A 26,369-nucleotide genomic window follows, 5' to 3' on the forward strand; every position below is an offset into this window, starting at 1 on the left:
ATTTTTATGAAATATAAATTATTGTTAATTCCACTATTATTTATAGCACATAACAGCATGGCCGCGGTTTCTCTTGATAGAACAAGAGCGATTGTAGAAGGGAGTTCTAATCCAGTTGTTATTAATATTGAGAATCAAAGTGATACTCTACCCTATTTAGCTCAGGCTTGGATTGATGATAAAAATGGTAATAAATTAACAACAGGGCCGTTAATTGCAACACCATTGGTTCAACGTTTGGAACCAAACGTCAAAAGTATGATTCGAATCTCGACGACGGATGTATCTAAGTTACCGAAAGATAGAGAGTCTGTTTATTACTTTAATTTAAGAGAGATCCCTCCTAAAAGTGATAAACCGAATGTGATGCAGGTCGCATTACAGTCAAGAATTAAATTATTCTATCGCCCAGAGGCAATTTTAGATAAGGCAAAAACCAATTGGGCTTTAGATTTAGAGTTACAATCTGTCAGTAATGGTTATGTGGTTAAAAATACATCACCTTTTTATTTGACCGTGATAGGCTTAGCCGGTGATAAAAATAAGTCAGAAAATGGCGCCTTTGATTCGTTTATGATCGAACCTTTTGGTTCTTATCAAGTCAAGACTGCTCATTTTCAAAAGCCTTATCTTACTTATATTAACGACTATGGCGGAAGACCAACAGTTTCATTTAACTGTAATGCATCTGTCTGTAAAGCTGATAAACAATAAATTTCAGAGCTAACAAAGTGAGAGTGCAATGAAGTATTTTTATTTAGTGTTTTACACTTTATTTATTTCATTTAGTAGCATGGCCACTCAGTATGAGGAAAATAATTATTTTCCTTCGAATGATGTGACATCTGCAATGAAGATGAATGAATTAAGTGGAAAACTGAATTTTAAAATAAGTTTAATGTACTCTCCGTGTGTCATTTTAGCTAATGAATATGTTGGAAGTTTCTTTTTTATTGAGTTAGATAAATGTTTGTTTAATGATAATAATATAAAAATTCCATTACAGGCAAAAGCGAAAGTGCTTGAAGGTAATCAGCAAGTGATGGCACCTCAGACGCTATTCTCGGGGCGAAATAATGTTTATCTACAGACTAAAAACATTAAGGGTAGAGCAGTGATTATGGAGCTAGACTATGATTAAAAAAATACTGGTCATATTACTTAGCTTGATGGTATCTCCCACTTTTGCCAGTGAATTGGTTATTAATTTTAATGGTAATTTAGTTGATAAGAAATGTGAAATTAAACAATCAGAGATAATAGTTCAATTTATACCTTATTCATTAGGCTATATTGAAGTCGGTGGCAATATCTCGGATAAAAAATCATTTTCAATTGAATTTCAAAATTGTACACCGACACTGATGAATAAGATTATAAAAATTTCATTAGATTCTACTAATGTCTATAGGCGAAATGGTGTTGATTATTTGAAAACGCAAGGTGGAACTGGTCTCATTGTCGGTCTAGAAAGCATGAGTGGAGAGCCTATATCATTTAATCAACCTTTAGAAGTACAGGTGACTAATGATAGTAAAGCAGAATTAGTTTTAAATGCTTTTTTAACTAAAGGTGATTTCGCTAAACCTGGCACTATTCATGGCACAGCAAGTGTTATGGTTAATTATAATTAATAAGAGGAAATAATATGATAAAGACAAGACGGTTACTCTTATTATTATTTCTATCCAATTGGAGTCTTGCCGCTGATTTTAATAGCGGTCGTGCCGATGTCAGAATAAATATTAGTGCCACGATTGTTGCTCCGGTCTGTACCGTTTTAGGCAATAATAATCAATCACCCTTGTTTGTGAACTTTGATAACGTTGATTTTTCTGACGTAGAGAGTGGAACTGCTTATCAAGATATTCAACTTAAATATAGCTGCGCGGGTAGTTCAGTACCCGCTAATAAAGTGATGAACATATATTTATATCCGACAAAATATGGCACTTATACACAGGTAGGTAATAATGTCTTACGCACATCAAAGGAGGGATTAGGTATTTCGTTGACAAAAGAAAATACTAATCTTGATTTAAATAAATGGATCCCTTTTGGAAGTCATGAGCTAGAAGGCTCATTTATTCTTCGTGCATCGCTAATTACACCTGATAAATCACTATTAACTGAAGGTAGCTTTGACAGTACGGTGGCTATTTTGATGAGTTATTTATAAATCTGAATTAGGTCTTATGATGAAAAAAATTTTTTCTTTACTACCAGTCGTATTATTTGCTTTTTCAAATATTAGCTCCGCTGGAGACCCTGATGATTGGACTGTCATGGGATATAACGGCACTCAGTTTACCGCAAATACAACTTGGACGGGGGCTAATTTTAATGGTGTAAACTTAACGTTGAATGCCATTTTAAGTAGCTCTGGCGGAAGAATGACAGAATATGCTTGGGGGACTCGTGCCTGTGCTCCTTATGGTGGTTCTCCTAATTCAATTAACGTGCAGTATGTTATCGTACCCAATACCGTGAGGTATGTTGATCCTGTAACGCGGGAGGCATTTGATTTTAGAATTGTTTTACCTCAATCGTTGGGATCAATTTCGGGATATCCTAATACTCAATATGCCAAAATAGGTCAAAGTGCAGGTAATGTCGGGCGTGCAGTGTGCAATTCAGTACCTTATACGCCGATGGCTTTTAGTGGGCAAACGGCAGTAACGTTAATTAGTAATACAAATTTACCGATTAGAAATACACCGCATATTATTCAAGTGGATACAACTTTGTTTGGGGTAAGGAATCCGGAGGTACCTAGTAAATGGTTAAGTTCCGTTGCACTAATCCAGCCTAAAAACTCAGCAAGGTTAAACTTTTATGTCACAGTGGTGAATACTTGTCGAGTTGATAAAACGCAATTAGATTTTAATTTTGGTACATTACCTCAGTCATTAGCAGAAGGTAAAAATCTGACTAAAGCAATAACGGTGAGTTGTACTCATCCCGGTAATATTAAAGTGACTTACCGACCATCAAAACCCATTGATAGTGCTAATCCAACTCGTACTAGTTTAGATTTAGGTAATACGTCATCGGGTTGGTATGGTGAGTTATCCGTGGATAATAAAAAACAGTTGATTACCACTCTACAAGGCATTACAAATAAAACATTAGATATTGGTATGACATTAGGAAAAAATAGGGCTAATGCATCGGTAGGTAATATGAGTGGTGGTGGTGTATTAATCTTTGAGTATATTTAATTTGAATTGTGTTTGACGATGGTGAAAATCAAAGGATTGATTCTCACCATTTTTTATTGATATTAACATGTATAACGAGTCAGTATAAACGATATTTAATATATGCTTTTTTTATGATTCTCTTCATCTTTTGAGTTCACTCTCACCATTTTTAATTCTCAAAATCATAAACGCTAATAATAATGAAATTAATCGTTTGATTTCCTATATCAGCCTCGTAATTAATTAAATATTGATTGATTTTGTCTGTTCGATGAGTTCGTGAGTATGCGCCATGACTGAGTTGATAGAAAAACACAACTTATTTTATACGTATTTTGTTTGTTGAAATATTTTAGTTGTCCTCTTATGATGAACTATAATTTAAATAAAAGGATAAAGTTATTGAATATGAAACTAAAATAAATCCGTATTTTCTCACTTGAATAGTGAGTTGAGAAACCGTGTTTCACGTCATCTATAAACGTTTAATAAAATGATTAAAGGTATAAGATGACCTCTGTTTTAAATATTCGATTGTTTTATTTTTGGGGATGTCGTTACTTATGATTAATGAATGAGTGAAGCCTTATTGGCGAAATGTTAGAGAGCGAGGGTATATGGAAACAGCCTTGAGCTTTGAAATCAGTGCTATGCCTAAAATAGATAATACATTAGAACGTTTGCTAAAAAATACTGAAGCGTTAACGCCCCTATTCTATACAGTGAATACTGAGATAGGTAAAACTGAATGGCGAGATACCTATAACACGTGTTGTCAATTAAAGAACCTTACTCATGTAAATGTTGTTCCTCATGTTGCGATTAATAATAAAGATGAATGTGAGTTATGTTTTATTATTGAAGAGTATTTAAAGAATGATATAACAGAATTGTTTGTCATTCGGGGTGATAGACACCGTTTTGATGAGAAACTCCCATTTAATTATGGCATAGAGCTTATTGATTTTATTCGAGGGCGATACCCTGAAGTAATGATAAAATCCAGTGTTTATCCTGATTATCACAAAGAAAGTATCACACCTGAAAGGGAGATTGATTGGCTAAGAAAAAAATTGCAACTAGGCGTTACAGAGCTTATTAGTCAATTATGTTTGAATAAAAATGCATTTTCTTATATGAAAATGCAATTGGGGAATGATAGCCCTATTACGATATCAATGATGCCTATACTTAACTTTAGTTTTATCGAGTCGTTTTTGAAAAATAATGCGATCGATTATCCATTATGGATAAAGAAACACATAAGACCGAGTAATATTAATAACCATAGGGAATTTGGTATTCAGCTTACTCAATTTCTAATCGAAGAGTATATAAAAGAGAACAAGCGATTGCATTTTTTTACATTAAATAATGCAGAGATAGTCAAAAAGCTATTTGATAAATTGAGATGAGTTATCTGAATATCACTGACAGAGTGAACTACTTTTTCCAGCGAAATTAATATTGGTTTTATCCCGACAACAATAGGGGATGATAATCAGTTTTAATTTTATCCTTGTTAGGCTAATTCAGTATCAATGAGGGCATGATAATGTTAAAAGTCGATTACAATGCGTACCGTTCAATAAAAGGTTTTAATCGTAGAGTAAGGTTTTTAGTCATGCATTATACTGCTTTGAATTTTCAAGGTTCAGTTAATGCATTATCAGGAAATGCCGCTGTAAGTGCTCATTATTTAGTTCCCGACCCAACAGATAAAATGTATACAAATGCTGGATTTAAGGAGATGAGGGTCTTTAATTTAGTTGATGAAAATGAAAGAGCTTGGCACGCAGGCGTGAGTACATGGGCCGGTAGAACTAACTTGAACGATACTTCGATAGGTATTGAAATTGTCAATGAAGCTCAAGATAACAACGGGAATTTTCTTTTTCCGCCTTATAATGAAGTGCAGATTGAAGCAATCAAACAATTAGCATGCAATATTATCGAACGTTACCCTGATATTACTCCTACCAATATTGTCGGACATGCGGATATTGCACCTGATGGGCGTAAAAGTGATCCCGGTGCAGCGTTTCCTTGGAAACAACTTTATGATGCTGGAATTGGGGCTTGGTATGATGAGGCAACTAAATCTTGTTATATGCAGAAATATAACGGGGGATTACCAGCAAAAGCAGAAATTTTAGAGAAGCTAAAACGCTATGGGTATGACGTTTCAAAAGCGAATACAGATAATGGCTATAAAATGCTAATTCGCGCTTTTCAGCTTCACTTTAGACCAGAAAACTATGATGGTATTGCTGATGTTGAGACGGTTGCGATCCTTTATGCGCTAGTTGAAAAGTACTTCCCTTAATGTCATGGCGTTAGTTGAATAACAGGACTTTGCCTAATACTTCATTGAGTATGATAGTGAACGTATTTATTTAAGAATGAAATGCATTGGTGTTCAAGCCTATTTGGAGAGTAACGTAATAGGGGCGTTGCCAATGCATTTACTCCCATGTTGTATTATTAAATAAACAAATAATTGTGATGGTCAATGAATCAAATATATTGGTTTTTCCATGAATTCATTAAGGGCTGTGTCTAAGCACTTACAGCATCTTTTCTTGGCGAATAATAAAACCGGATGAAACGAGTTCTGTACGGTTACTAACATTGGCTTTAGTGAAAATATTGCGTAAATGCGTTTTGACAGTAGATAGCGATACGCCAAGTTGTATGGCAATGCGCTTGTTACTTGCTCCTTCTCGTACTAAGTGAATGATTTCTTGTTCTTTCGGCGTATAAGAAACTAACGAGTCAGGTAAAATATCAAATGTCATTAATTCAGCGACAGGCAGGATGGCGTTGAGTCGCATCACTTCTTGTTGTTGAAATGGCGTATCGCGTAAGACAGAAATGCCCGCAATAATTTTGTTTTTACGGCGAATAAATATTTCTGCCATGTCAGTGATGTTGTTGGGCTTCATGAAATCATTATAGAATTCTTGGCTTTGTTGTTTCATGTCCGGCGCCATTCTAACTAAACGCAGATCATCACCACGGAATTTATCAGGGTGTAACGGATCTAATTGATAAAAATGTTTCAAATAATCTTGATGCATACGAGAGCTGATCCCATAGAGCACATGGTTATCAGGTTGCCAAAGATCGTCCACCAAATAATAAACGGATGCTGAAACAGGAATAATATGAGCAATTGTGTTCAAGCAACAGTTAATCAATGTTCGCTGGTGGTAGCACAAAGAGGGTGTCTTCATCATATTCCCTTCCATAGTTGGTCCAATTATTATCATGCAATTAATTTTCGTTAACATAAAATAAACATGTTAATAACGTGAGCTTGATTACAATATTTGAACTTCATCGGTCATAAGCCAGTTCAACCAATTCGCCAATCAGTATATTTCGTTGATTGTTTATTAATATATTAATGAACGCTCAGGTTGCTATTTATTGATATTTATTGGTTTATTCATTTTTGATGTCATTTACTCGGTACTTTTCGTATGTCTCCTCGAAATTATCCCTCCCTATGGGTATCGTCCTTTAGGACGATAGCGGCATGTTTATGCTTATTTCTATAGTTGCAATACAGTCACTCTATTTTTACAAAAAATTCACAATCTTGACTGCGTACTGAGAAAGAGAGGGAAGCAAAATGAATATGTCCTCAAAATTAACGTCACACATTGAAAAGGGGAAGGTGGGATTTCCAACCACTCTCGCTAGCTCTGTGGGCGTGATTATGGCAAGCCCTGTCATCTTAACGGTGACAAGCGGTTTCGGAATTGGTGGTGATACTTTTGCGCTAGCCGTGTTGCTGAGTTTTATCATGATGCAAGCCCAGTTGACGACATTTTCTGAAGCCGCGGCTATTTTGCCAACATCAGGTTCTGTTTACGATTATATTTCATGTGGTATGGGGCGTTTCTGGGCAATCACGGGGGCGTTATCGGCCTACTTGATTGTGCATGTCTTTGCAGGAACGGCTGAAACAATCTTGTCAGGGATCATGGCATTGGTGAATTTTGAGAGTCTCAATACCGTGATGGAAAGTAGTAATACATCTTGGATGGTTGGTGTCGGTTTAGTGATTACTTTTGGTTTGTTGAATGCATTTGGCATTGAAGCCTTTAGTAAAGTAGAAGTTGTTCTGACTTTTGCGATGTGGAGTACGTTGGTCATCTTTAGTATCAGCGGATTAATGATGCCTTTCCATGCTTCTGTTGAAGGGTGGTTTGGACTCGGTTTAAATGTTGCGGACCCGACATTAGTATTGAGCTTTGTTGGTATGGCAATGTTCATGTTTGTGGGTTGTGAGTTGGTGACACCAATGGCACCTGAAATTAAGAATTCAGCCAAAGTGATCCCTCGTGCTATGGCAACTGGATTATGTGGTGTCGCTTTCTGTATGTTCTTATTTGGTGCGGCCATGACTAATCAAGTTGAAAACGTTATTGTGGACCCTGCGAATAATATTAGTTTGTTAGAAACCCCAATGGCGATCCCTGCCTTTGCTGGTCAAGTCTTTGGTGATATTGGTAAATATTGGATTGGTATTGCGTTATTGTTAGCGGGTGGAGCAACGATTAATACCCTGATGGCGGCGGTGCCTCGTATTCTTTATGGTATGGCTCTTGATGGTGCATTACCGCGTATTTTTGCTTATCTGCACCCTCGTTTTAAGACACCAGTTTTTGGGATTTTGGTTGCGGTAATGATCCCTTGTTTACATACATTCGCAATTCAAGGTGATTTAGATAGGATCATTCCGCTCGTGCTAGCAGCCGTCTGTTCATGGGGAACCGCCTATTTATTAGTTACGATTTCGGTTATTTCACTGCGCATTCGTCGCCCTGATTTGCACCGTGCTTATCGTTCGCCGTTTTTCCCAATTCCACAAATTATTTCTAGTGTCGGGATTATTTTAGCGATCGTCTATATTACGCCACCAGGTATGAACAAGTCAGATGTGTATATTCCCTTTATTATTATGTTAGGGCTAACCGCAAGCTATGCTTTAATTTGGACCGTGTTTGTACAAAAAGTGAATCCGTTTAAACCGGTTTCAGTTGAGCAGGTGTTATCCAGTACATTTACCGAAGAAGAGTTGAAGGGGGTGAAAGTTGAACCATTACGCAACCTCGCCTAAATGCTCTATTTGGCAACGTTTAAGTAAAAAACGTCTACCCGCTGGCTATCAACAAGGCTTAACACTGAATAGACTAGAGCGTGATATTTTACCGTATCAATGTGAATGGGGAGCTCCGGGGGAGCTCCTGATACATCCACACGGTGAACTGACTGTTCAAGTGACAGAACGCGTTAAAACGTTATTTATGGCTTTTATTGTATTTAGCCGCTTTTCTGTGACTGGGCATTGTGGTGAGGCTATCAATGCACAGATTTCGGTGAAAACCACGGGGAGTTTACGCCGTAAACATATTCACTTTGTCTCTAAAGATGAAGAAGGGCAAAAACTCATTAGTTTATTGCAACAGTATCCGATCATTTCGCAAACGTTAGCCGAGCTCGATTTTAATGATTGTCATTTGCATATTCGTAATGGTGTTTGGTCTTGTGAGATAGAACCTTTTACCGCTTCAGAGCTGGTGTGCCGAATTCCTGCAACACGCCGCTATTTACGTTTAACGCCGGAACAAAGACATCGTTTATTGAGTGTGTTGCAATTGTTCCACCAATTTATGGAAAAACATTATCTCAATCATTGAGTTTGAAATATTAATTTGATAGTAATGTTCGCTATTAAATTAGCTCTCAATGGAAGTTGATGTGAAATCGTTACCTTTAATTGGTTGTATTTTATTTTCGTCATCTGCGATGGCGGCGGTATCGGAGTGTATTCGTTTAGATGAATTATCGTCTTCTATTCAGGGTATTCATGATAGTGAAGGTCATAGCTGTTTATTCGTTGAAATTTCTGATAAACAGTATATCCGCCAAGAGGGGGATGGGATCTCAGATATCGTACTTACTGACAGTACTAAAACACCAATCCGTGTACTGCTGCAAAAAATGCCACACGCAGAGCCTCACTCCGTCTCTTATATTGTCCCTGCTCAGGGGCAATATTATCTCAATTTACAGGGCGCCCCTGCTCAGCCATGGAATCTTAAATTCAACTTATCGAATTACCAGCCTTTGGCGATTGAGGCAGAAAATAAAATTGATAGCCCTAAGTTACAGGCATTGATTGATAAACACCTGAAGGAGAAAACGACAGATACTTTTTGGCGAGAGGTGAAAGAGCAGGGCACCCCGCTCGTTGAGGAGTATAAGAAAGGGCAGCAGAAAGTCACTTTTTTATGGCGTGGAGCAAAAGCGAATGCTTATATTTTAGGTGCCCCTTCAGGTAACCATGAGACCATGGCTCATATACCGAATACGGATATTTGGTACCGCACTTTTATCGTGCCGAATGATACGTTATCGCAATATAAAATTGCGCCAGATGTGCCAAAAGTGACAGAAGGTGGGTTTGCGCAGCGCAAGGCAATTCTAGCAACAGCACAAGCGGATCCTTTCAACGCACAGGCGATCCCATCACTGCTAAATGATCGCTATAATCGTTTTTCATTATTGTCACTATCACCCGAAAAACGTCAATGTCACTTTGCTCAGATAGAAGGTCATCAACTTAATGGTCAATTGACATCATTTAGCTTCCACAGCAATGTGCTGAATAATGATCGACAAATTTATGTGTATCGCCCTAAGGCGGCCATGAAGCAACCTGCCGTATTCGTTTTGTTAGATGGGCAAATCTATCTACAAACATACAAAATGGCTGAATTTTTTGATAAGTGGATGTCAGAAGGAGCCATACCACCGATGTATGTGGTATTTGTCGATAGCATTAGCTCTGAGCGCAGAAATGTGGAGCTACCACCAAACGCTGAGTTCCCTGCTATGCTTGCTAAAGAGCTTATGCCTGTTTTAGCGACCAAAGGTATTCAAGCGCCTGCAAAATCCACCATTATTGCAGGGTCGAGTTATGGTGGTTTGGGGGCGACTTGGAATGCTCTGTCACATCCTGAATTATTCGGGAATGTGCTCAGTATGTCCGGTTCTTATTGGTGGGCACCTAAAGGCAAAGATCCTGAATGGCTAATCCGCGAAATCGAACAAATGTCGAAAAAACCGTTACGTTTTTATCTTGAGGCAGGGTTATTCGAACAGCGTGGTAGTTGGGGTGGGATAATCCAAAATCATTATCGATTATTGGATGTGTTAAAGCATAAAGGGTATCAAGTGGAGGCCGAAGAGCTTCCGAGTGGCCATGATTATGTTTCTTGGTGTGAAACCTTATATCAAGGGACTCGTTATTTGATGGCTGAACCACCGAAATAATAATGTCATCTATTAGTGATAGAAAATGCAAAAAGCAGTCTTTATTGGACTGCTTTTTTTGCATATTATGGCAATCGTCTTCTTTTCGACACAAAAGCGTCATTCAACTGTCATCTAGCAGGATTAGCATGCCAGTCATTATTTGAAGCAATTACATATTTAACTTCTTTTATTGGCAAGGAAATGATTATGATGAATCATTGCATGAAATCGATTCTAGCTGTAGCAGTAAGTTCAATAGTTTTTGGTAGTATTATTCCCGCCTCCGCATCCACGTCTAAAGATGATGCTGCTTTACAACACCGAGCTGCACAAGGTGATGTTACCCAATTTGGTGGTGCTCGTCGTTTAACCCAAGAACAAACAGATATTATGAAATCTGCGCTTCATAACGAGCAAGCGAAAAACGTGATTCTGTTTATTGGTGATGGTATGGGCGACTCTGAAATTACCGTCGCACGTAACTATGCAGAAGGCGCAGGTGGTTTCTTTAAAGGCATTGATGCATTGCCTATCACGGGTCAATATACTCACTATGCATTAAGTAAAAAAACACAAAAACCTGACTATGTTACCGACTCATCTGCTTCTGCAACGGCATGGTCTACTGGTGTAAAAACCTATAATGGCGCCTTAGGTGTCGATGTATTCGGTAAAGACCATGAAACCTTACTTGAGATTGCTAAACGTAATGGTAAAGCGACTGGTAATGTTACGACTTCTGAGTTGCAAGACGCGACACCTGCTGCACAATTTTCTCATGTGACAGGTCGTAAATGTTATGGACCTGAAGAAACGTCTGAAAAATGTGCAACCAATGCCTTAGAGAATGGTGGTCGTGGTTCAATCACTGAGCAACTACTGGTTACCCGCGCGGATGTCACGTTAGGGGGTGGTGCGAAGAGCTTTAAGCAAGTTGCAAAAGTGGGTGATTACCAAGGTAAAACCTTAGAAGAGCAAGCAAAGGAACGTGGCTTTAATATTGTTCGTGATGCGAAATCCTTAGATGCAGTCACTGTTGCTAACCAAGACAAACCTGTTTTAGGTCTATTCCATGACGGTAATATGGCTGTTGCTTGGGAAGGCCCTAAAGCGACATATCATGGCAATATTGATAACCCGCCGCTTGAGTGTAAACCGAATTCTAAGTTAGATCCAAATGCGCCAACGTTGGCTCAAATGACTAAAAAAGCGATCGAGTTATTAGAAGTTAACCCTAATGGTTTCTTCTTACAGGTTGAGAGTGCTTCCATCGATAAAAAGAATCATAGCGCGAATCCATGTGGTCAAATTGGTGAAACAGTGGCATTGGATGAGGCCGTACAGGTTGGTTTAGAGTTTGCGAAAAAACATGGGGACACACTAATTATTGTGACAGCTGACCATGCTCACTCTAGCCAAATTGTTCCTCAAGGCGTTAAAGCACCTGGCTTGACTCAAGCTCTGATTACAAAAGATGGTTCCGTCATGGTCGTTAACTACGGTAACTCTGAAACGGAGTCGCAGGAGCATACTGGCACTCAATTACGCGTTGCAGCATATGGCCCACATGCTGCTAACGTCATGGGATTGACTGACCAAACCGATTTGTTCTTTACCATGCGTGATGCCATGGGATTGAAACAATAAACCAACCCTGTAAGCTAAACCCTCTATGATAGGAAGTTGTAGAGGGTTTTTTATTTATTGTCTTATCTTCTTTCCCTCGATTTACGCTCTCTTACATTAACTGTTTTGCGTTAATTCATCGATTCAGGTATAAAAAATTATTAGGTGTTTGAGTTCGTTTGAGCTGATTATGAGAGATTAAACGGCTCTATCACCAATACAACGACTGAGTAATTTGTTGTTAACTTTTTGAAAAACAATAAAAACAAGGTATGATTGTACGATTTCATTTAATAAGATAATGTTTTTAGTTATCTAATTAGCTCATCCATCAAGAGTGAGGAAGGCTATTTTCTTCCGCTAAAAAACACTCATATAGTTTTTATCACCATTGTCTTAACTATAACAAATATCACGTCATAGGGTTTCAATGCTGGCACTTTTACATCTTTTATCATCTGTCGCATTGCTGGTTTGGGGGACTCATATTGTCCGTACCGGTATTATGCGGGTTTTTGGTGCTGATCTACGCCGAATTTTAGGGAAAAGCGTCAATCGAAGAACAAGCGCCTTTCTTTCTGGTGTAGGGGTCACCGCATTAGTTCAAAGCAGTAATGCAACAGCATTACTTGTGATCTCTTTTGTTTCTCAGGGGCTAATTTCATTAACGCCTGCAATGGTTATTATGCTTGGTGCCGATGTTGGGACGGCGTTAATGGCGAGGGTGTTAACTTTTGATCTCTCTTGGTTATCGCCTCTGTTAATTCTGGTCGGGGTATCAACCTTTTTGAGCCAGAAGAAAAATAGGGCGGGTCAAATTGGACGCGTTGGTATTGGGTTAGGCTTAATTTTACTTGCACTACAGTTAATTGTGGCATCGGCAGAGCCGATTACTCATGCTGACGCAGTGAAAGCTATCTTTACCTCGTTGAGTGGCGATGTGGTTTTAGCGCTGCTGGTGGGCGCGCTATTTGCTATGGTGAGCTACTCCAGTTTAGCGGCTGTACTATTAACAGCCACGTTGAGTGCGACAGGCTTAGTACCACTCTACATTAGTTTAAGTATTGTCATTGGCTCCAATATAGGTAGTGGTTTACTCGCGATGATGAGTAGCCGCGGACAAAATGAGATCTCGCGGCAAGTTGTCCTTGGGAGCTTACTATTCAAATTAATTGGTTGTGCCGTCGTGCTACCTTGGGTTAAACCCATTGCACAATGGATTAGCCACTACGGCTTTAATGAAGCCGAAATCGTGATCTATTTTCACGTCTTTTATAACTTAGCTCGCTGTTTAGTCATGCTACCCTTTGTGGGTCCAATGGCGAGGCTATGTAATAAATTAATCCCTATTGTTCCGTCAATGGAGCAAGAAATAGCACCTCGTTATTTAGATAAAAGCGCATTAGAAACCCCCTCACTTGCTATCGCCAATGCTGTACGAGAAACATTGCGTATGGGAGATGTGCTGGGCGTGATGTTACAGCGCTTTACCGATGTCTTGAATGGCAATAAGGAGCAAAAAAGGGAAATCAGCCGCTTGGAAGAAGAAGTGGATATGCTACATAGCAGCATTAAACTGTATCTCGCACAATTACAACAAAGTGAATTGAGTGAAGAAGATTCAAGGCGTTGGGCTGAAATTATTGATACCGCTTTCAATTTACAGCAATCTTCGACTATCATCCATCGCATGACATCGGAGCTAGTCAAAAAGTCCATTGATAATCGTCGCTCATTTTCTCATGAAGGCTATAAAGAATTGAATTCATTACTTGAGCGATTGCAAGCTAATTTAAATTTAGGGATGTCTGTTTTTGTTTCAGCCGATATTGATAATGCAAAACGTTTACGACGGGCAAAACATCGTTTCCGTCTTATTAACCAGCGTTTTGCTTACGCACATGTGGAAAGGTTGCATGAACAAAATATGCAAAGCTTAGATACTAGCAACTTACATGTGAGCCTACTTGGAGATATGAAACGGTTGAATTCATTATTTTGTGCTGTCGCCTACCATGCTTTAGAAGGTGTAGCAGAGAGTCGTAAAGAACAATTGAGTTTAGAAAATGAGAAAAATACGTGAGTTACAACGTGATGAAATTCCATCCGTTTGGTCAATTGATAGAACAGAATTAATCGAAAATCTCTATCTTCATCAAGATGGAAAGTTGGTGCTATCGGCACAACGTTTTGATATGAAAGGTTGGCCTGAAGGTGAGCCTGAAGCTTATACGCCACATTTACTCGAAAGTTATGATAATGGCGCGGTGTTTATTGGTGTATATGACCAAGATGAGCTAATCGCAGCGGCAAGCCTAGATAACGTCTGGCGTGGCGAAGAACATAATTTACTTCAGTTATCATTTTTGCACGTTAGCCATCGCTATCGAGGTGAAGGCTTAGGTGGAATGTTATTTAATCAATGTTGTGAGCTAGCGAAAGAGAAGGGAGCCGCTGGGTTGTATGTATCAGCAACACCTTCTGAAAATACAGTGCATTTTTACCAATATATGGGATGTAAGCTACTTGAACGGCCTGATCCTGAATTATTTGCGTTAGAGCCTGAAGATATACATTTTGTGTATCTATTTGATGAATAAGTTATTTTAAGTTTCGATTAAACGCGTGTCGTTTCCTCAACAAAACGGTTGTTTTTTGTTAAAAACAAGATATGATTGATAATCATTATCATTTGTATTGTTGAGGTAGCTATGCCAATAAATGTAACAAAAAGCGCTTATTTACGCCGCTCTGCCGCAGGGTTATGGGGTGTTTTTGCGGTTATTTTGTTGAGCGTGATTTATCTACTCAGCAATATGGGGCTAAATAGCCTGAAAATTATCACTATCGTCACCATGCTGGCGACCGCGGCAATGTTGTTTAATCGAGGCTCGCGGCACTTATTAATTGTTCCTGCTGTTATTGCATTGTTATGTAGTTTGATTGCTTTGGTATTACAACATAATACTTAGTGATGGCGGATAAAAGAGGTGATGACAAAAGCGTTTGTTATTGCACGCAGATGAGTTAGATGGGCAATTTTGAGTCTTGGTGAACGATATTAACAGTGGTGCGAAAGGGGGGACTTGAACCCCCACGCCCGAAGGGCACTAACACCTGAAGCTAGCGCGTCTACCAATTCCGCCACCCTCGCAGGTACTGTCAATTCTCAGCTATTGTTGTTAAGTCTAATGTGGACCTTAAAACAGAGAGTCTATCTGGTGCGAAAGGGGGGACTTGAACCCCCACGTCCGAAGGACACTAACACCTGAAGCTAGCGCGTCTACCAATTCCGCCACCCTCGCAATATCAGACACTATCTTGTCGCAATAGCACGCAGCGGATTTTAGGCTAATTTTGCCATTCGTCAATAATTTTTTATTGCACTTTTATTTTTTTGATGTAAAAACGGCCAACAATTATTGATTGGCCGTAATGTAAAAAAGCTTAATGTAATTAACGTTTAATCGCTTGGTAAACTTTAAATTTTCCTGTTTTTGCCAAAACCTCATGGCTACCAAAAGCCTTATCTAACATATCTGGATAAGGTAAAAAGGCATTAGCAACAATACGGAAACGCCCCCCTTTCTTTAGGTATTTTGGCGCTTGGTAAATGATATTTTCAGCCGCGCTATAGTTGGTATTTAAGCCATCATGGAATGGTGGATTGGAGATTATCCAATCAAATTTATCATGAATATCAGAGTAAGCGTCACTTGCAATCACTTTCCCCTTCAGTTGATTCGCTTGCAGTGTTGCAATAGAAGAACGAATAGCCGCGGCGCTAACATCACTTAGGGTCAGTGTAACATCTGGGTTGTGAGTACCCACTACAGCAGCTAATACGCCATTACCACAAGCGAGATCGAGAAGGTTACCGGTAATCGGTTCATTAAGTGTCGAAAGGAGTAAGTCACTACCAATATCTAATTCATTATGGCTGAATACACCAGGTAAAGCGTGAATTTGTACTTCTTCGACTTCATAGCGACGCCACCAACGTGCAATGTCAAAGTGTGTTGGGTGCTCTAATTCACCATAATAAAGTCCACAGCGTCTTGCCGAGTCAATTTTTTGTAATGTTGCAATACCTTCCATAATAGATTCGGCACTTTTTACGCCACTACGATTTTCCCCGACGATAAAAATCTGACTGCCCACTGCGAGGTGAGTACATAAATCATCGAGTTGAAAACAGGCTTCTTGTTTGTTTTTAGGCCAAAAGTAAATTAAGGTATTACAAGGTTGGATAAAATCCGCATCGGCAATAGCAGCAAATTGTGCATTTTCACCCATTAAGCGACTTAGGTTTTGCCAGTGATGATATTGGTTAGTGAGAACTCGTACACTCGCGGCTTCTAAGGTTGCAGCAAATTCATCTTGAATATCACCGGCTAAAATCACGTGTCGATCAGTAAAATGTTCAAGGTGGCGTTGGATAACTTCGCTAGCCGGTGTCAGTAGTGACATACTTTTTATCTCCTAAATACTCTTCATACGTCGAGCCGTCGCGTTGTTGACGCCTAGCTGCAATGCAAATGGTATATAAACTGAATTATTTTGCGCACACTTTATCAGAAAATGGGGAAATAGCATTGCTATGTTGGCGCTATTAATCCGCTTTGATAAGATGTGATTGTTAATATAGCGACTGGAATAAAATTAATGGCACGACGTGACAAGCTTTTAAATCAAATGGGTATCACTCAATGGGTAGTGAGAAACCCTGCTGTATTACGCGGTGAACGTGGTGTAAGAATTCCAGATTCGACTAAGCTTATTATTATTACTGATGAGAACCTCGATTTAAACAGCCTACTGTTAAAAGATATTTTTTTAGCGATGAAAGTGTATCCAACAGATGTGGTTTGTATTAATTCGGAGCAATTGGCGATGCTTCCAACACCAATAACAATAAATTGTTGGGTATTAGGCAGCCAATCTCATCCAGAAGGGTTAAAAACAACCTTTATTTCTCCTGTATTAGATGAGCTGGCAACCAGCAATAGCGCTAAACGGGCACTATGGGAGCAGATTTACCAGTATGACGAAAATTTCAGCACTAAAGCAGTCTGATCTTGCTACTGCGTTCTTAATTGAGAAGTTAAGTCATGATTTTCCTTGGACTGAACGTGTTTTTTATGGCAACCAAGGTGAAAAATATCATAACATAAAAATTTCCGTTAATAATCAGGTTGTTGGTTTTGCAATAACACAGTGTATCCTAGATGAGGCAACACTGTTTAATATTGCTATTCATCCTGATTATCAAGGGAAAGGTTATGGACGTCTTTTGATGGAACAACTGATCACCGATTTAGTTGATAAAGGTATTTTGACATTATGGCTTGAAGTTCGAGAGTCCAATGCAGCTGCATTGCGCCTATATGATAAATTAGGCTTTCATCAAGTTACGGTGCGTAAAGATTATTATCCTGCAAAACAAGGACGCGAAGACGCATTAATTTTGGCTTTAACTCTGTTTAATGACGAATAATTTAGAAGAAAGCTGACTTATTCAATAAAACCACGGCCTAATGGAGGTCGTGGTAAACAATCACTAATATTAGCTTTTCACAATCAGTGGGTCTTGGCTCACCATATTGTATTCAGTTCCTTTTCTGTAGCCAAAAATTCTTACTAATGTCCTGCGGTTATCTTTAACGATATCTCTAGAGTGTAGGCTTATTTTATTATTGATAACAATCATTCTGGATGGCTGTAGATCGACAGCATCAAACGCGAGCTTTTCGGTAATATGATTAAATTTAATGTAGGTATCTTTAATAAATGCTGAGGCGGATGGGTTAACGGAAAAACGCTCCGGATTAAAGTTCATATTCAATTTTCCATCCTTGTTGAGTTCGAGTATGGGAACCTGTTTACCACCTAAGCTCTTGCCTTCACCGGCTGTTTTTGCTGGACGGAAATCAAAGCTATTAGTCGTTAATGCGATAATTTCTTCTAATGACAGCAGGGTGAGAGCGCGCTCAATAGAGATCACTTTTGTCGTTTCATATAAAGGATTCCATCGAGCGGTGAGTACAAGAGTCGATGGGGATGGAGAGTGCCCATCAACAACTTTGATTGCAGAATAATAAGGGTCTTCTGTATGAGGTACAATGGCCTTACCAGAATGTGAACTGGTATCAGGATCTTCATTCTGTAATTTTTCGGTACCGCCACCATAAAAATTAGCGACGATTCTAATAATATTTCCGACGTTCTCTTTGTCATACGCAAAGGTTGTTTCATTAAGGAGCGCTAAAATAATCTGTTGTTGTGAGGCTAATTTTAAAATTTCGATATCGGTTTCTAATTCTTGAAGCGTTGGAAATGCCAATTTATCTGGAATAGTTATTGGGCTTCCATCCATGTTAGTATGAATTAATCCCTCGAAAACTAAGTAAGGAATTTTTTCATCAATATAATCATTAATTAATTTTTTATCTTGCCCACTGAATAATGGTAATAATTGAACCGCAATTTCTTCCGCTGCGCCTTGGCTGCCTTTTGCTTGAGGACCGCCATTTAGCGCGAGTTGGCAGGATTTATCATGTAAGAAATTGGCTATTTCTGCTTTGAGAACGATGCGATTAAGGCGATTATTTTCTGGCATGATCTTATTATTCCTATAATTAATTTTAATAAGTCAATAGAGATCTTATTGATAACGAAGACTATCCAAATCATTAATTAGGAAATAATAAAAAAATAATGATTTTTTGCGAGCGCTTAATGTATTAGTGATTAATAATAAAAAAAAACCACAACATTAACATTGTGGTTTTTTGTTCTCTGATGAGAAATATTATTCTGATAACTTTTCAGGGGTCGGTAAAATAGGTTGATTGAGTATGATTTTATTCTTTTTACGGTATTTTTTTTCTGCTTTTGCTATTTTGATTTCCTCATTAAGCCCTTTGTAAGTTGAATAGCACATGATGAGCATTAATATTGAAAGTGGAATGGCTGTAGCCACTAATGCCGATTGTAAGCCGGATAGACCACCTGTAATGATCAGCACAATCGCGATAGCTGCAATAATCACTCCCCAAATTGTTTTGGTGATATGAGTTGGGTTTGGGTTTCCATTTTCACTCACCATACCCAGAACAAAAACCGCTGAGTTTGCTGAAGTAATAAAAAACACCATGACTAAAACCATTGCCAGTATGCACAGGAAAGTACTCGCAGGAAAGTAATCTAAAAACTTGAAGAAGGCCGAAGTCACATCCGTTTTTACTGCCTCTGCTAACGCTTTTTGCCCCATATTTTGGATCAAATGGATTGCTGATCCTCCCATAACGGCAAACCAAGCAAATGAGCCAAGGACCGGAATGAATACTGCACCAATCATAAATTCTTTAATTGTGCGGCCTTTAGAAATACGCGCAACGAAGCTACCCACTAATGGTGCCCATGCAATCCACCAACCAAAGTAAAACAGAGTCCAGTTAGCGATCCACGTACCATCATTATAAGGCTCTGTGCGAAATGACATACTGACGAAATTTTGTGCGTAGTCACCAATACCTTGGAACAGTACTTTTAAGATGGTTTGTGTTGGGCCGGCAAATAAAATAAATCCCATCAATGCGAAAGCTAACAACATATTCAGGTTCGATAGGTGTTTGATGGCACCTTGTAAACCTGAAATTGTTGACGTGATATAAATAACGGTGACCACTGCAATGATCGCGATCTGTATCCAGATACTGACAGGCATTCCCCACAAGTAATTCATTCCGCTGTTAACTTGCAGTGTGCCAAAGCCTAGTGAGGTTGCAATCCCAATCACGATCGACAACACAACAATGACATCGACCCATTTACCGATAGATCCTTTGACTTTGTCGCCGATAAGCGGATAGAAAACAGAGCTAAGAGATGAAGGTAGTTTTTTCCTAAATTGAAAAAAAGCTAATGACACACCGACTAATGCATAGCACGCCCAAGCAGAAACTCCCCAGTGTAGATAGACATATTGCATGGCGGTTTTCGCCGCTTGTTCAGTATAGCCTGTTCCAATAGGTGGATTTATATAGTAGGAAACGGGTTCTGCCACTCCCCAAAATACGAGACTGATACCTATTGAAGCACTGAATAGCATGCCTATCCATGTTGCCGTACGGTATTCAGGGCGGTCATTATCATCACCGAGACGAATATGACCAAACTTTGAAAAACCAAGGTACATACAAAAGCTAAAAAAGATAAAGACGGCTCCGAGTATAAACCAACCTAAGTTGTTATAGATAAAACCCAGAGAGGAATTTGAAAATGCTTCGAGTTTGTCAGGTATAAACGCGCCTATGCTGATTAATAGCAGGCTAAAGGCGAGCGATACGTAAAATACAGATTTCTTATTATTCATCATACCTTTTCTCCAGTTGCTCACTTCTTTTTATGTCTTTTAATGAGAGTTGGTTGCAGGGAATGCTACTGTCGGTTTACAGAGAATATCCATGAAAACATTGTGAGGTCAACAATTAATTAACCTAACGTTAACAATATATTTGAGAGTGATTTTATTATCTTGTTGATTTTAAATGGTTAATAAAATTATTCGAGGAGAGATGTAATATTTTGTTTGATCATTATTGAGATCTGGATTAACATCCTCAAAAAATAATGTTAACTATAAGTTTACATAAGTGAGGTAGTTATGAGCAATGCAAAAAAAGTCATTTCGATTAATGATCACCTTGATATTGATAATGCATGGACTATCCCTGCACGTTATTACACTTCCGATGACGTATTTGAATTCGAAAAAGAAAATATCTTTGCTAACTCTTGGGTGTGTGTCGCTCATTGTAGTGAAGTCAAAGAGAAAAATGCCTACATCACTCGTCAGTTGATTGGCGAAAGTCTTGTTATTGTTCGTGGGCGTGATGATGTTTTGCGTGGCTTCTATAATGTATGCCCACACCGCGGTCACCAATTGATCAGTGGTGAAAGCGGTAAAATGAAGAATGTGATCACTTGCCCTTATCACGCTTGGGCATTCAAATTAGATGGCCAGTTGGCTCATGCAACAAACTGCGAGAATGTTAATAATTTTGATGCAGATGCAATGACATTAAGTAGCTTCCATGTTGTTGAGCATGCAGGTTTTATTTATATCAACTTGACTGAAGGTGAACCTCAACCCATCGAGGAGCAATTACTTGGGTTAGCGGAGAAAATGGAAGAAGCCTGTTCAGTGATCCGTGATCTCAAGTTAGCTGCTCGTTTTGTCAGTCATACACCTGCTAACTGGAAAACGATTGTTGATAACTATATTGAGTGTTATCACTGCCCTACGAACCATGTGAGTTTCGCCAGTTCTGTTGACGTCAATGTGTACGAACACCAATTGAATGAGAACTGGACTGTACAAATTGGTAAAGCTAAGCCTTCTGAGTCTTCTTATCAGTTCGATGAATCGGTCGTTAATCCGCGTTTCTTCGGGTTTTGGATTTGGCCAAGCACCATGTTCAATATGCCTCCAGGTGGCGATTTCATGACCGTTATTTATGAATTCCCAGCCAATGCGGGTGAAACCTTACAACATTATGATATTTATTTCTTAAATGAAGAGCTGACGGAATATCAGAAAAATTTAATTGAATGGTATCGCACCGTTTTCCGTCCGGAAGATTTGCGTTTAGTTGAAAGCGTACAAAAAGGATTACGTTCTCGTGGTTATCGCGGACAAGGCCGGATTATGGCAGATAGGCAGCGTAGTGGCATCAGTGAACACGGCGTCGCGCACTTCCATAAGTTAATTGCGACTGCGCATACTGAGTAAAGCAGGCCGATCAGGGGAATAATACATGAATAGGTTAAGTAATCCCGCTTTGTTCCGTCAGTCCTGCTATATCAATGGTCAGTGGGTAGATAGCGCTAAAACGCTAACGGTCACAAACCCTGTAGATCAGTCTGTGCTGGGAACTATTCCCAGCCTTTCGGTTGAACAGGTCAATGATGCGATCATTCAAGCCCATGAAGGGATGCTCAGTTGGAGTAAACTTACAGCAAAACAGCGTTCTATTATTCTACATCGTTGGTTTACTTTAATAGAAGCTAACGTTGATGATTTAGGTTTGCTGATGACTTTAGAGCAGGGTAAACCTTTCAATGAGGCGAAAGGTGAAATTCGCTATGCGGCTTCATTTATAGAATGGTTTGCCGAGGAGGGGAAACGAGTTTATGGCGAGACGATCCCACAAACGGTCACGAGCAATCGAATTTTAACTATCAAGCAGCCTATTGGTGTGTGTAGTGCTATCACTCCGTGGAACTTTCCTGCGGCGATGATCACGCGTAAAGCTGCGCCTGCACTGGCTGCGGGGTGTAGCATGCTTATCAAGCCTGCTAGCGAAACGCCGTTTACGGCATTAGCCCTCGCTGAATTAGCAGCACAAGCGGGGATCCCTGCTGGTGTTTTTAATGTTGTTACAGGGGAGTCTCGTGTTTTAGGCGAATTACTCACACGGCACCCGTTAATCAGTAAATTCTCTTTTACCGGTTCAACACAGGTTGGGCGCCAGCTGTATGAGCAGTGTGCATCAACCATTAAAAAGACGTCCTTAGAATTGGGTGGGAATGCGCCGTTTATTGTGTTTGATGATGCTGATATCGATAAAGCTGTCAGTAGCGCAATACAGGCTAAGTTCCGTAATGGTGGGCAAACATGTGTTTGTGTGAATCGTTTCTATATCCATGATGCGATTTACGAACAGTTTCTCACAAAGTTTGTCGCTAAAGTGAGCCAGTTACGTGTTGGTAATGGCCTAGATGAAGGCACTGATATCGGGCCTATGATTACATCTCGTGCTATTGAAGGCATGCATGCATTAGTCGACGACGCTATCGCAAAAGGCGCACGGAAACTGACATTAGGTAATGAAATTGCCGAACAAGGTCATTTTATTAACCCGAAAGTATTGGTGGATGTTGATGATTCTATGGATATTGTGCATGAGGAAATCTTTGGTCCTATTGCTGCCATGATCCGTTTTCATGATGAAGATGAAGTTATTCGTCGAGCGAATGCGACGATTTATGGCTTGGCTGCTTATTTCTTTTCAAAAGATATTGGTCGTGTCTATCGTGTCGCTGAAAAGCTACAAAGTGGCATGGTTGGGATTAACACAGGCATGATCTCGAATGAGGTTGCACCATTTGGTGGTGTTAAGCAGTCAGGTTTAGGCAAGGAGGGTTCTCGCTATGGTATTGAGGATTACCTCACCGTGAAATATTTGTGTATTGATATTGCTTAGCCAGTAATTAAGTGAAAGAGGGAATTGTGATGAGCCAGCAAAAAATTGCCGTGACGGTTAGCCGCATAGAGCAGCTCACCCCAACCATTAAGCTGTTCGAATTTGCGGCAAAAGATAGCGTGTTCGAACCTTTTAGTGCGGGAAGCCATATCACAGTACATATGAATGAAGAAAAGGGGCTAAAGCGTGCTTATTCATTAATCAGTGATCCTAATAACCCGCATCACTACTGTATCTCAGTATTGCGTGATGAGAACTCGAAAGGGGGCTCGGCGTATATGCACGAGCAACTGTTTGAGGGGGATTCACTATATTTATCGCCCGCTGAAAATTATTTCTCACTGGTCGGTGACAGTTCCTGTAAACATATCTTAATTGCTGGTGGAATTGGTATTACCCCATTTTTATCCTATTTATATGAATTAGAAAAAATGGGACTGGATTTTGAATTGCATTACTGTTTTCGCGATCAAAAGACGGCGGCGTTTGTGGAACTGCTTCAACAACGCATTGGAGAACGTCTTTATCTTTATGATAACAGTCAGGGCAAGCGTTTATCAGTAGAACAGTTGGTACAAGCACAGCCTGAGAATAGCCATATTTATGTTTGTGGGCCTGAAACCTTGATTAATGCGGTCATTGAACACGGTTATGCGCATTTAGGTGAATCTAAAGTACATTTCGAAAACTTTGGTGAAGTCGCTAGTGAAGGTGATGCATTTGAAGTTTATTTTCAACGTTCTGGTTTTAGCTTGATGATTAACGAAGGGACGTCAATCTTACAGGCAATCGAGGCAGATAAACGCATTCAGGTAGAGTGTATGTGCCGTAATGGTGTATGTGGGACTTGCGAAACGGCTATTTTAGAAGGGGAAGCGGATCATCGGGACCATTATCTTGACGATGATGAACGCGCACAGCAAAAGACCATGATGTTATGCGTTTCTCGCGCTAAAACTAAACGGCTAGTGTTAGATTTATAAGCTTTTTATCGACTAGGCAGCCCCAACATGGGGCTGTTTTCTATTATTTGAGCTGGAACATCAGAAAAGGTTGTTGTTCATTATCCAGATGATAAGCGGCGCTGATATGTTTTCCTTGAAAATGAATATGATCACTGCCTTTATGATAGATGCCTTCTAGCCATGATTTGTGATTGATGGCTAATTGATAGAGTAAGCGTTGTAGCTCTAAATAATCGATATCCGTATTCTGACTTTCAAGATTACTGGCTAATATTTCACCTGCTTTATCCGTAAAGACGACCAGATGGTCAAAGTGGGCCAATAGCACATCAAAATAGCATTTGATTTTACGTAATCTGAGTTCAGTATTTTTACGTTCGGTATTATCAAGACTAATACCAACTAATTTAGTGACTTTACCATTGGGGCCTTTCACACCCGTTGCGCGCGATGTGATCCAGCGATATTGATCATCCCATGCAATTTTAAAATCCATCTCATGAGCACCGCCCTCGCGAATAATTTTTGAGTAACCACTCACGAGTTTATCTTTTGATTCTTGGTTCATTAGTGCCCAAAAGTCATCATTGGTGGTGATTTTGATGCCATAAACATCTTCAACATTATCAGAATAATTGAGTTCGCCCGTCAGTAAGTCCCACTCCCAAGTGACAATTTCGGTGGATTCTTGAAGATGTACTTCATTGATATTGCGTGCAATTGTAGGATGGCTTGCTGCCGGTGAGTGGTTGACATAACCATACTTGAGCCATATTTTATCGACATTCAGCAACTGAGCTAATTTTTCAAGGTTGTTCTCATCAATCATACCGCCTTTTGTCCATTTATTGACGGCTGTCCGAGAAACACCTAGTGTTTCAGCGGCTTTTAACTGGCTCATTTTTTGTTGTTTCAATAAGGCCAGCAAACGTTGTCCAAATGTTTGCGTGTCTGTCATCGGCTCATGTCCACCTTTTATTGATTCATTCATCCTGAAATTGACTCGGTAAATGCTTTGATAAATATTGTTCTAAATTTTCAATAAAAACCCGTAAATTGGCGTTATTTCGCACTGTTCGTGAATAAACCGCGTACACGTCGGCAGGCTGACTCCATTGAGGCAGTACACGGATTAATTGTTCATTTTGGAGCTCTGGTAAGACACTCCATAAAGAGCGTAATAAGATGCCTTCACCACCAATACACCACTGTTTTGCAACGTCACCATTATTCACCATCAGCTTACTATTCGGTGTTACTGTCATACTTTCTGTTTGATGTTGTAGTTTCCACTGAGAAGGTGCCTGATTGCGTTCTTTAATCGTAATACAAAAATGTTGTTTTTCTAATTCTTGAGGGTGATTTGGGCAACGATATTTTTTTAAATAAGAGGGGGCAGCACAAAGAATACGTGTGTTTTTCGCAATACGTTTCGCGATGAAATGTTCAGGAATGATGCCGCCAATACAGATATCCAAGTCAATGTTTTCACTAATTATATCAATAGAACGATCGGTTAATGTCAGATCGATACCCAATAAGGGATAGTGAGCGCGTAATGACAAAATAAACGGGTTTAGGTAGGCGCTACCAAATCCAGTGCTACAACTTACTCTTAATTCACCGCGGATCTCTTCTCGACAAGCTTTTAGTTCATTGTGCATGTCATTGAGTTCTTGTAGGAGTATTTCTCCACTTTTCAGGACAATGCGTCCTTCATGAGTTAAATTGATTGAGCGAGCCGCACGGAGAAATAAAGGGTGCCCTAGATTTTCTTCGAGTAATTTGATGCGTTTAGAGACATAAGCGGGTGAAACAAGCAGTTGTTCTGCGGCCCGTGAAAAACTCATCAACCGAGCGACGGTCACAAAAACTTTAATGTCTTCCAATGCAGGTAGCTTGTTCATAGTTTGTAAACCCAAAGATTACACTTCGACGCTATACTTTATCACAGCAACTCATAAACTGGTGAT

At 39.4% G+C, this 26,369-nt stretch carries 25 protein-coding genes and 2 tRNA genes; 19 read left to right on the forward strand and 8 right to left on the reverse strand.

The features are described from left to right. Window positions 1-6: 6 nt before the first annotated feature. The 7 genes from G3341_RS02810 (at window position 7) to G3341_RS02840 (ending at window position 5,529) form a co-directional block, all read left to right on the forward strand. Complete coding sequence (locus tag G3341_RS02810; protein WP_154623694.1) at window positions 7-714, forward strand: fimbrial biogenesis chaperone; 708 nt, start codon at window positions 7-9, stop codon at window positions 712-714. 28 nt (window positions 715-742) lie between these two features. Further along, entirely contained in the window at window positions 743-1,141 is a 399-nt protein-coding gene (locus G3341_RS02815) for a hypothetical protein (protein ID WP_154623693.1), read from the forward strand. After that, a complete protein-coding gene (locus tag G3341_RS02820; protein WP_154623692.1) occupies window positions 1,134-1,634 on the forward strand; it encodes a fimbrial protein in 501 nt (166 codons plus the stop codon). The genes G3341_RS02815 and G3341_RS02820 overlap by 8 nt, the downstream gene beginning before the upstream one ends. A 14-nt stretch (window positions 1,635-1,648) precedes the next feature. Next, window positions 1,649-2,179, forward strand: a complete 531-nt coding sequence (locus tag G3341_RS02825; protein ID WP_163860660.1) for a fimbrial protein — start codon at window positions 1,649-1,651, stop codon at window positions 2,177-2,179. A gap of 16 nt (window positions 2,180-2,195) precedes the next feature. Further along, window positions 2,196-3,221, forward strand: coding sequence for a hypothetical protein (locus G3341_RS02830; protein ID WP_154623690.1), 1,026 nt, complete (start codon window positions 2,196-2,198; stop codon window positions 3,219-3,221). Between the two features lie 599 nt (window positions 3,222-3,820). Beyond that, a complete protein-coding gene (locus G3341_RS02835; RefSeq protein ID WP_154622785.1) occupies window positions 3,821-4,618 on the forward strand; it encodes a methylenetetrahydrofolate reductase in 798 nt (265 codons plus the stop codon). A 140-nt stretch (window positions 4,619-4,758) separates the two neighbouring features. After that, a complete protein-coding gene (locus G3341_RS02840; protein WP_154622784.1) occupies window positions 4,759-5,529 on the forward strand; it encodes an N-acetylmuramoyl-L-alanine amidase in 771 nt (256 codons plus the stop codon). 241 nt (window positions 5,530-5,770) lie between these two features. Here the strand turns inward: G3341_RS02840 and G3341_RS02845 are convergent, their stop codons facing one another. Further along, the gene (locus tag G3341_RS02845; RefSeq protein ID WP_154622783.1) at window positions 5,771-6,442 is read right to left on the reverse strand and encodes a LuxR family transcriptional regulator; all 672 of its coding nucleotides are present in this window, start codon (window positions 6,440-6,442) and stop codon (window positions 5,771-5,773) included. Between the two features lie 398 nt (window positions 6,443-6,840). Between G3341_RS02845 and G3341_RS02850 the strand changes: the two genes are divergently transcribed. From G3341_RS02850 to G3341_RS02880, 7 genes are all read left to right on the forward strand, one after another. Continuing rightward, entirely contained in the window at window positions 6,841-8,334 is a 1,494-nt protein-coding gene (locus tag G3341_RS02850; RefSeq protein ID WP_154622782.1) for an APC family permease, read from the forward strand. Next, the gene (locus tag G3341_RS02855) at window positions 8,309-8,914 is read left to right on the forward strand and encodes a DUF3156 family protein (protein WP_154622781.1); all 606 of its coding nucleotides are present in this window, start codon (window positions 8,309-8,311) and stop codon (window positions 8,912-8,914) included. Before G3341_RS02850 ends, G3341_RS02855 begins: the two co-directional genes overlap by 26 nt. A 61-nt stretch (window positions 8,915-8,975) precedes the next feature. Beyond that, entirely contained in the window at window positions 8,976-10,553 is a 1,578-nt protein-coding gene (locus G3341_RS02860; protein WP_244316469.1) for an alpha/beta hydrolase-fold protein, read from the forward strand. 189 nt (window positions 10,554-10,742) lie between these two features. Next, window positions 10,743-12,182 carry an alkaline phosphatase gene (gene phoA, locus G3341_RS02865; RefSeq protein ID WP_163860662.1) on the forward strand — a complete coding sequence of 480 codons (1,440 nt, stop codon included), beginning with the start codon at window positions 10,743-10,745 and terminating at the stop codon, window positions 12,180-12,182. 409 nt (window positions 12,183-12,591) lie between these two features. After that, a complete protein-coding gene (locus tag G3341_RS02870) occupies window positions 12,592-14,244 on the forward strand; it encodes a Na/Pi cotransporter family protein (RefSeq protein ID WP_163860663.1) in 1,653 nt (550 codons plus the stop codon). Further along, a complete protein-coding gene (locus tag G3341_RS02875; RefSeq protein ID WP_154622777.1) occupies window positions 14,228-14,761 on the forward strand; it encodes a GNAT family N-acetyltransferase in 534 nt (177 codons plus the stop codon). The genes G3341_RS02870 and G3341_RS02875 overlap by 17 nt, the downstream gene beginning before the upstream one ends. Before the next feature lie 111 nt (window positions 14,762-14,872). Then, a complete protein-coding gene (locus G3341_RS02880) occupies window positions 14,873-15,133 on the forward strand; it encodes a DUF1435 family protein (RefSeq protein ID WP_154622776.1) in 261 nt (86 codons plus the stop codon). 96 nt (window positions 15,134-15,229) lie between these two features. On the opposite strand, the gene G3341_RS02885 is transcribed toward G3341_RS02880, so the two are convergent. From G3341_RS02885 to rsmC, 3 genes are all read right to left on the reverse strand, one after another. Then, window positions 15,230-15,315: transfer RNA gene (locus tag G3341_RS02885), tRNA-Leu, on the reverse strand. A 65-nt stretch (window positions 15,316-15,380) separates the two neighbouring features. Continuing rightward, a tRNA-Leu gene (locus G3341_RS02890) sits at window positions 15,381-15,466 on the reverse strand. Window positions 15,467-15,617: 151 nt separating this feature from the next. After that, a complete protein-coding gene (gene rsmC / locus G3341_RS02895) occupies window positions 15,618-16,631 on the reverse strand; it encodes a 16S rRNA (guanine(1207)-N(2))-methyltransferase RsmC (protein WP_154622775.1) in 1,014 nt (337 codons plus the stop codon). Between the two features lie 195 nt (window positions 16,632-16,826). On the opposite strand from rsmC, the gene G3341_RS02900 reads away from it, so the two are divergent. Both G3341_RS02900 and rimI read left to right on the forward strand, forming a co-directional pair. Next, complete coding sequence (locus tag G3341_RS02900; protein WP_154622774.1) at window positions 16,827-17,237, forward strand: DNA polymerase III subunit psi; 411 nt, start codon at window positions 16,827-16,829, stop codon at window positions 17,235-17,237. Next, the gene (rimI, locus tag G3341_RS02905) at window positions 17,206-17,658 is read left to right on the forward strand and encodes a ribosomal protein S18-alanine N-acetyltransferase (RefSeq protein WP_163860664.1); all 453 of its coding nucleotides are present in this window, start codon (window positions 17,206-17,208) and stop codon (window positions 17,656-17,658) included. Before G3341_RS02900 ends, rimI begins: the two co-directional genes overlap by 32 nt. Window positions 17,659-17,727: 69 nt before the next feature. Here rimI and G3341_RS02910 read toward each other — a convergent pair whose 3' ends face one another. Both G3341_RS02910 and G3341_RS02915 read right to left on the reverse strand, forming a co-directional pair. Then, on the reverse strand, window positions 17,728-18,780 hold the full coding sequence (locus tag G3341_RS02910) for a hypothetical protein (protein WP_163860665.1): 1,053 nt from the start codon (window positions 18,778-18,780) through the stop codon (window positions 17,728-17,730). Window positions 18,781-18,972: 192 nt separating this feature from the next. Then, window positions 18,973-20,541 carry a BCCT family transporter gene (locus tag G3341_RS02915; RefSeq protein ID WP_196713777.1) on the reverse strand — a complete coding sequence of 523 codons (1,569 nt, stop codon included), beginning with the start codon at window positions 20,539-20,541 and terminating at the stop codon, window positions 18,973-18,975. 288 nt (window positions 20,542-20,829) lie between these two features. Here G3341_RS02915 and G3341_RS02920 point away from each other — a divergent pair, with 288 nt between their 5' ends. From G3341_RS02920 to G3341_RS02930, 3 genes are read left to right on the forward strand one after another with little or no spacing between them, the layout of a single operon-like run. Further along, window positions 20,830-21,957, forward strand: coding sequence for an aromatic ring-hydroxylating oxygenase subunit alpha (locus G3341_RS02920; protein WP_163860666.1), 1,128 nt, complete (start codon window positions 20,830-20,832; stop codon window positions 21,955-21,957). Window positions 21,958-21,982: 25 nt separating this feature from the next. Then, window positions 21,983-23,431 carry an NAD-dependent succinate-semialdehyde dehydrogenase gene (locus tag G3341_RS02925; RefSeq protein WP_154622170.1) on the forward strand — a complete coding sequence of 483 codons (1,449 nt, stop codon included), beginning with the start codon at window positions 21,983-21,985 and terminating at the stop codon, window positions 23,429-23,431. Window positions 23,432-23,460: 29 nt separating this feature from the next. Then, window positions 23,461-24,414 (forward strand): PDR/VanB family oxidoreductase, encoded by a 954-nt coding sequence (locus G3341_RS02930; protein ID WP_163860667.1) that lies wholly within the window; start codon window positions 23,461-23,463, stop codon window positions 24,412-24,414. A gap of 43 nt (window positions 24,415-24,457) precedes the next feature. On the opposite strand, the gene G3341_RS02935 is transcribed toward G3341_RS02930, so the two are convergent. Both G3341_RS02935 and G3341_RS02940 read right to left on the reverse strand, forming a co-directional pair. Beyond that, window positions 24,458-25,354 carry a helix-turn-helix domain-containing protein gene (locus G3341_RS02935; protein ID WP_163860668.1) on the reverse strand — a complete coding sequence of 299 codons (897 nt, stop codon included), beginning with the start codon at window positions 25,352-25,354 and terminating at the stop codon, window positions 24,458-24,460. Window positions 25,355-25,379: 25 nt separating this feature from the next. Then, the gene (locus G3341_RS02940) at window positions 25,380-26,303 is read right to left on the reverse strand and encodes a LysR substrate-binding domain-containing protein (RefSeq protein WP_154622167.1); all 924 of its coding nucleotides are present in this window, start codon (window positions 26,301-26,303) and stop codon (window positions 25,380-25,382) included. Between the last annotated feature and the right edge of the window lie 66 nt (window positions 26,304-26,369).

It is taken from the genome of Providencia vermicola (assembly GCF_010748935.1).
GTDB classification, from domain to species: domain Bacteria; phylum Pseudomonadota; class Gammaproteobacteria; order Enterobacterales; family Enterobacteriaceae; genus Providencia; species Providencia zhejiangensis.

Coding starts and splice junctions, on each gene's coding strand:
- G3341_RS02810 (WP_154623694.1), top strand. CDS start 7: ATGAAATATAAATTATTGTTAATTCCACTATTATTTATAGCACATAAC.
- G3341_RS02815 (WP_154623693.1), top strand. CDS start 743: ATGAAGTATTTTTATTTAGTGTTTTACACTTTATTTATTTCATTTAGT.
- G3341_RS02820 (WP_154623692.1), top strand. CDS start 1,134: ATGATTAAAAAAATACTGGTCATATTACTTAGCTTGATGGTATCTCCC.
- G3341_RS02825 (WP_163860660.1), top strand. CDS start 1,649: ATGATAAAGACAAGACGGTTACTCTTATTATTATTTCTATCCAATTGG.
- G3341_RS02830 (WP_154623690.1), top strand. CDS start 2,196: ATGATGAAAAAAATTTTTTCTTTACTACCAGTCGTATTATTTGCTTTT.
- G3341_RS02835 (WP_154622785.1), top strand. CDS start 3,821: ATGGAAACAGCCTTGAGCTTTGAAATCAGTGCTATGCCTAAAATAGAT.
- G3341_RS02840 (WP_154622784.1), top strand. CDS start 4,759: ATGTTAAAAGTCGATTACAATGCGTACCGTTCAATAAAAGGTTTTAAT.
- G3341_RS02845 (WP_154622783.1), bottom strand. CDS start 6,442: ATGATGAAGACACCCTCTTTGTGCTACCACCAGCGAACATTGATTAAC.
- G3341_RS02850 (WP_154622782.1), top strand. CDS start 6,841: ATGAATATGTCCTCAAAATTAACGTCACACATTGAAAAGGGGAAGGTG.
- phoA (WP_163860662.1), top strand. CDS start 10,743: ATGATGAATCATTGCATGAAATCGATTCTAGCTGTAGCAGTAAGTTCA.
- G3341_RS02870 (WP_163860663.1), top strand. CDS start 12,592: ATGCTGGCACTTTTACATCTTTTATCATCTGTCGCATTGCTGGTTTGG.
- G3341_RS02875 (WP_154622777.1), top strand. CDS start 14,228: ATGAGAAAAATACGTGAGTTACAACGTGATGAAATTCCATCCGTTTGG.
- G3341_RS02880 (WP_154622776.1), top strand. CDS start 14,873: ATGCCAATAAATGTAACAAAAAGCGCTTATTTACGCCGCTCTGCCGCA.
- rsmC (WP_154622775.1), bottom strand. CDS start 16,631: ATGTCACTACTGACACCGGCTAGCGAAGTTATCCAACGCCACCTTGAA.
- G3341_RS02900 (WP_154622774.1), top strand. CDS start 16,827: ATGGCACGACGTGACAAGCTTTTAAATCAAATGGGTATCACTCAATGG.
- rimI (WP_163860664.1), top strand. CDS start 17,206: ATGACGAAAATTTCAGCACTAAAGCAGTCTGATCTTGCTACTGCGTTC.
- G3341_RS02910 (WP_163860665.1), bottom strand. CDS start 18,780: ATGCCAGAAAATAATCGCCTTAATCGCATCGTTCTCAAAGCAGAAATA.
- G3341_RS02915 (WP_196713777.1), bottom strand. CDS start 20,541: ATGATGAATAATAAGAAATCTGTATTTTACGTATCGCTCGCCTTTAGC.
- G3341_RS02920 (WP_163860666.1), top strand. CDS start 20,830: ATGAGCAATGCAAAAAAAGTCATTTCGATTAATGATCACCTTGATATT.
- G3341_RS02925 (WP_154622170.1), top strand. CDS start 21,983: ATGAATAGGTTAAGTAATCCCGCTTTGTTCCGTCAGTCCTGCTATATC.
- G3341_RS02930 (WP_163860667.1), top strand. CDS start 23,461: ATGAGCCAGCAAAAAATTGCCGTGACGGTTAGCCGCATAGAGCAGCTC.
- G3341_RS02935 (WP_163860668.1), bottom strand. CDS start 25,354: ATGACAGACACGCAAACATTTGGACAACGTTTGCTGGCCTTATTGAAA.
- G3341_RS02940 (WP_154622167.1), bottom strand. CDS start 26,303: ATGAACAAGCTACCTGCATTGGAAGACATTAAAGTTTTTGTGACCGTC.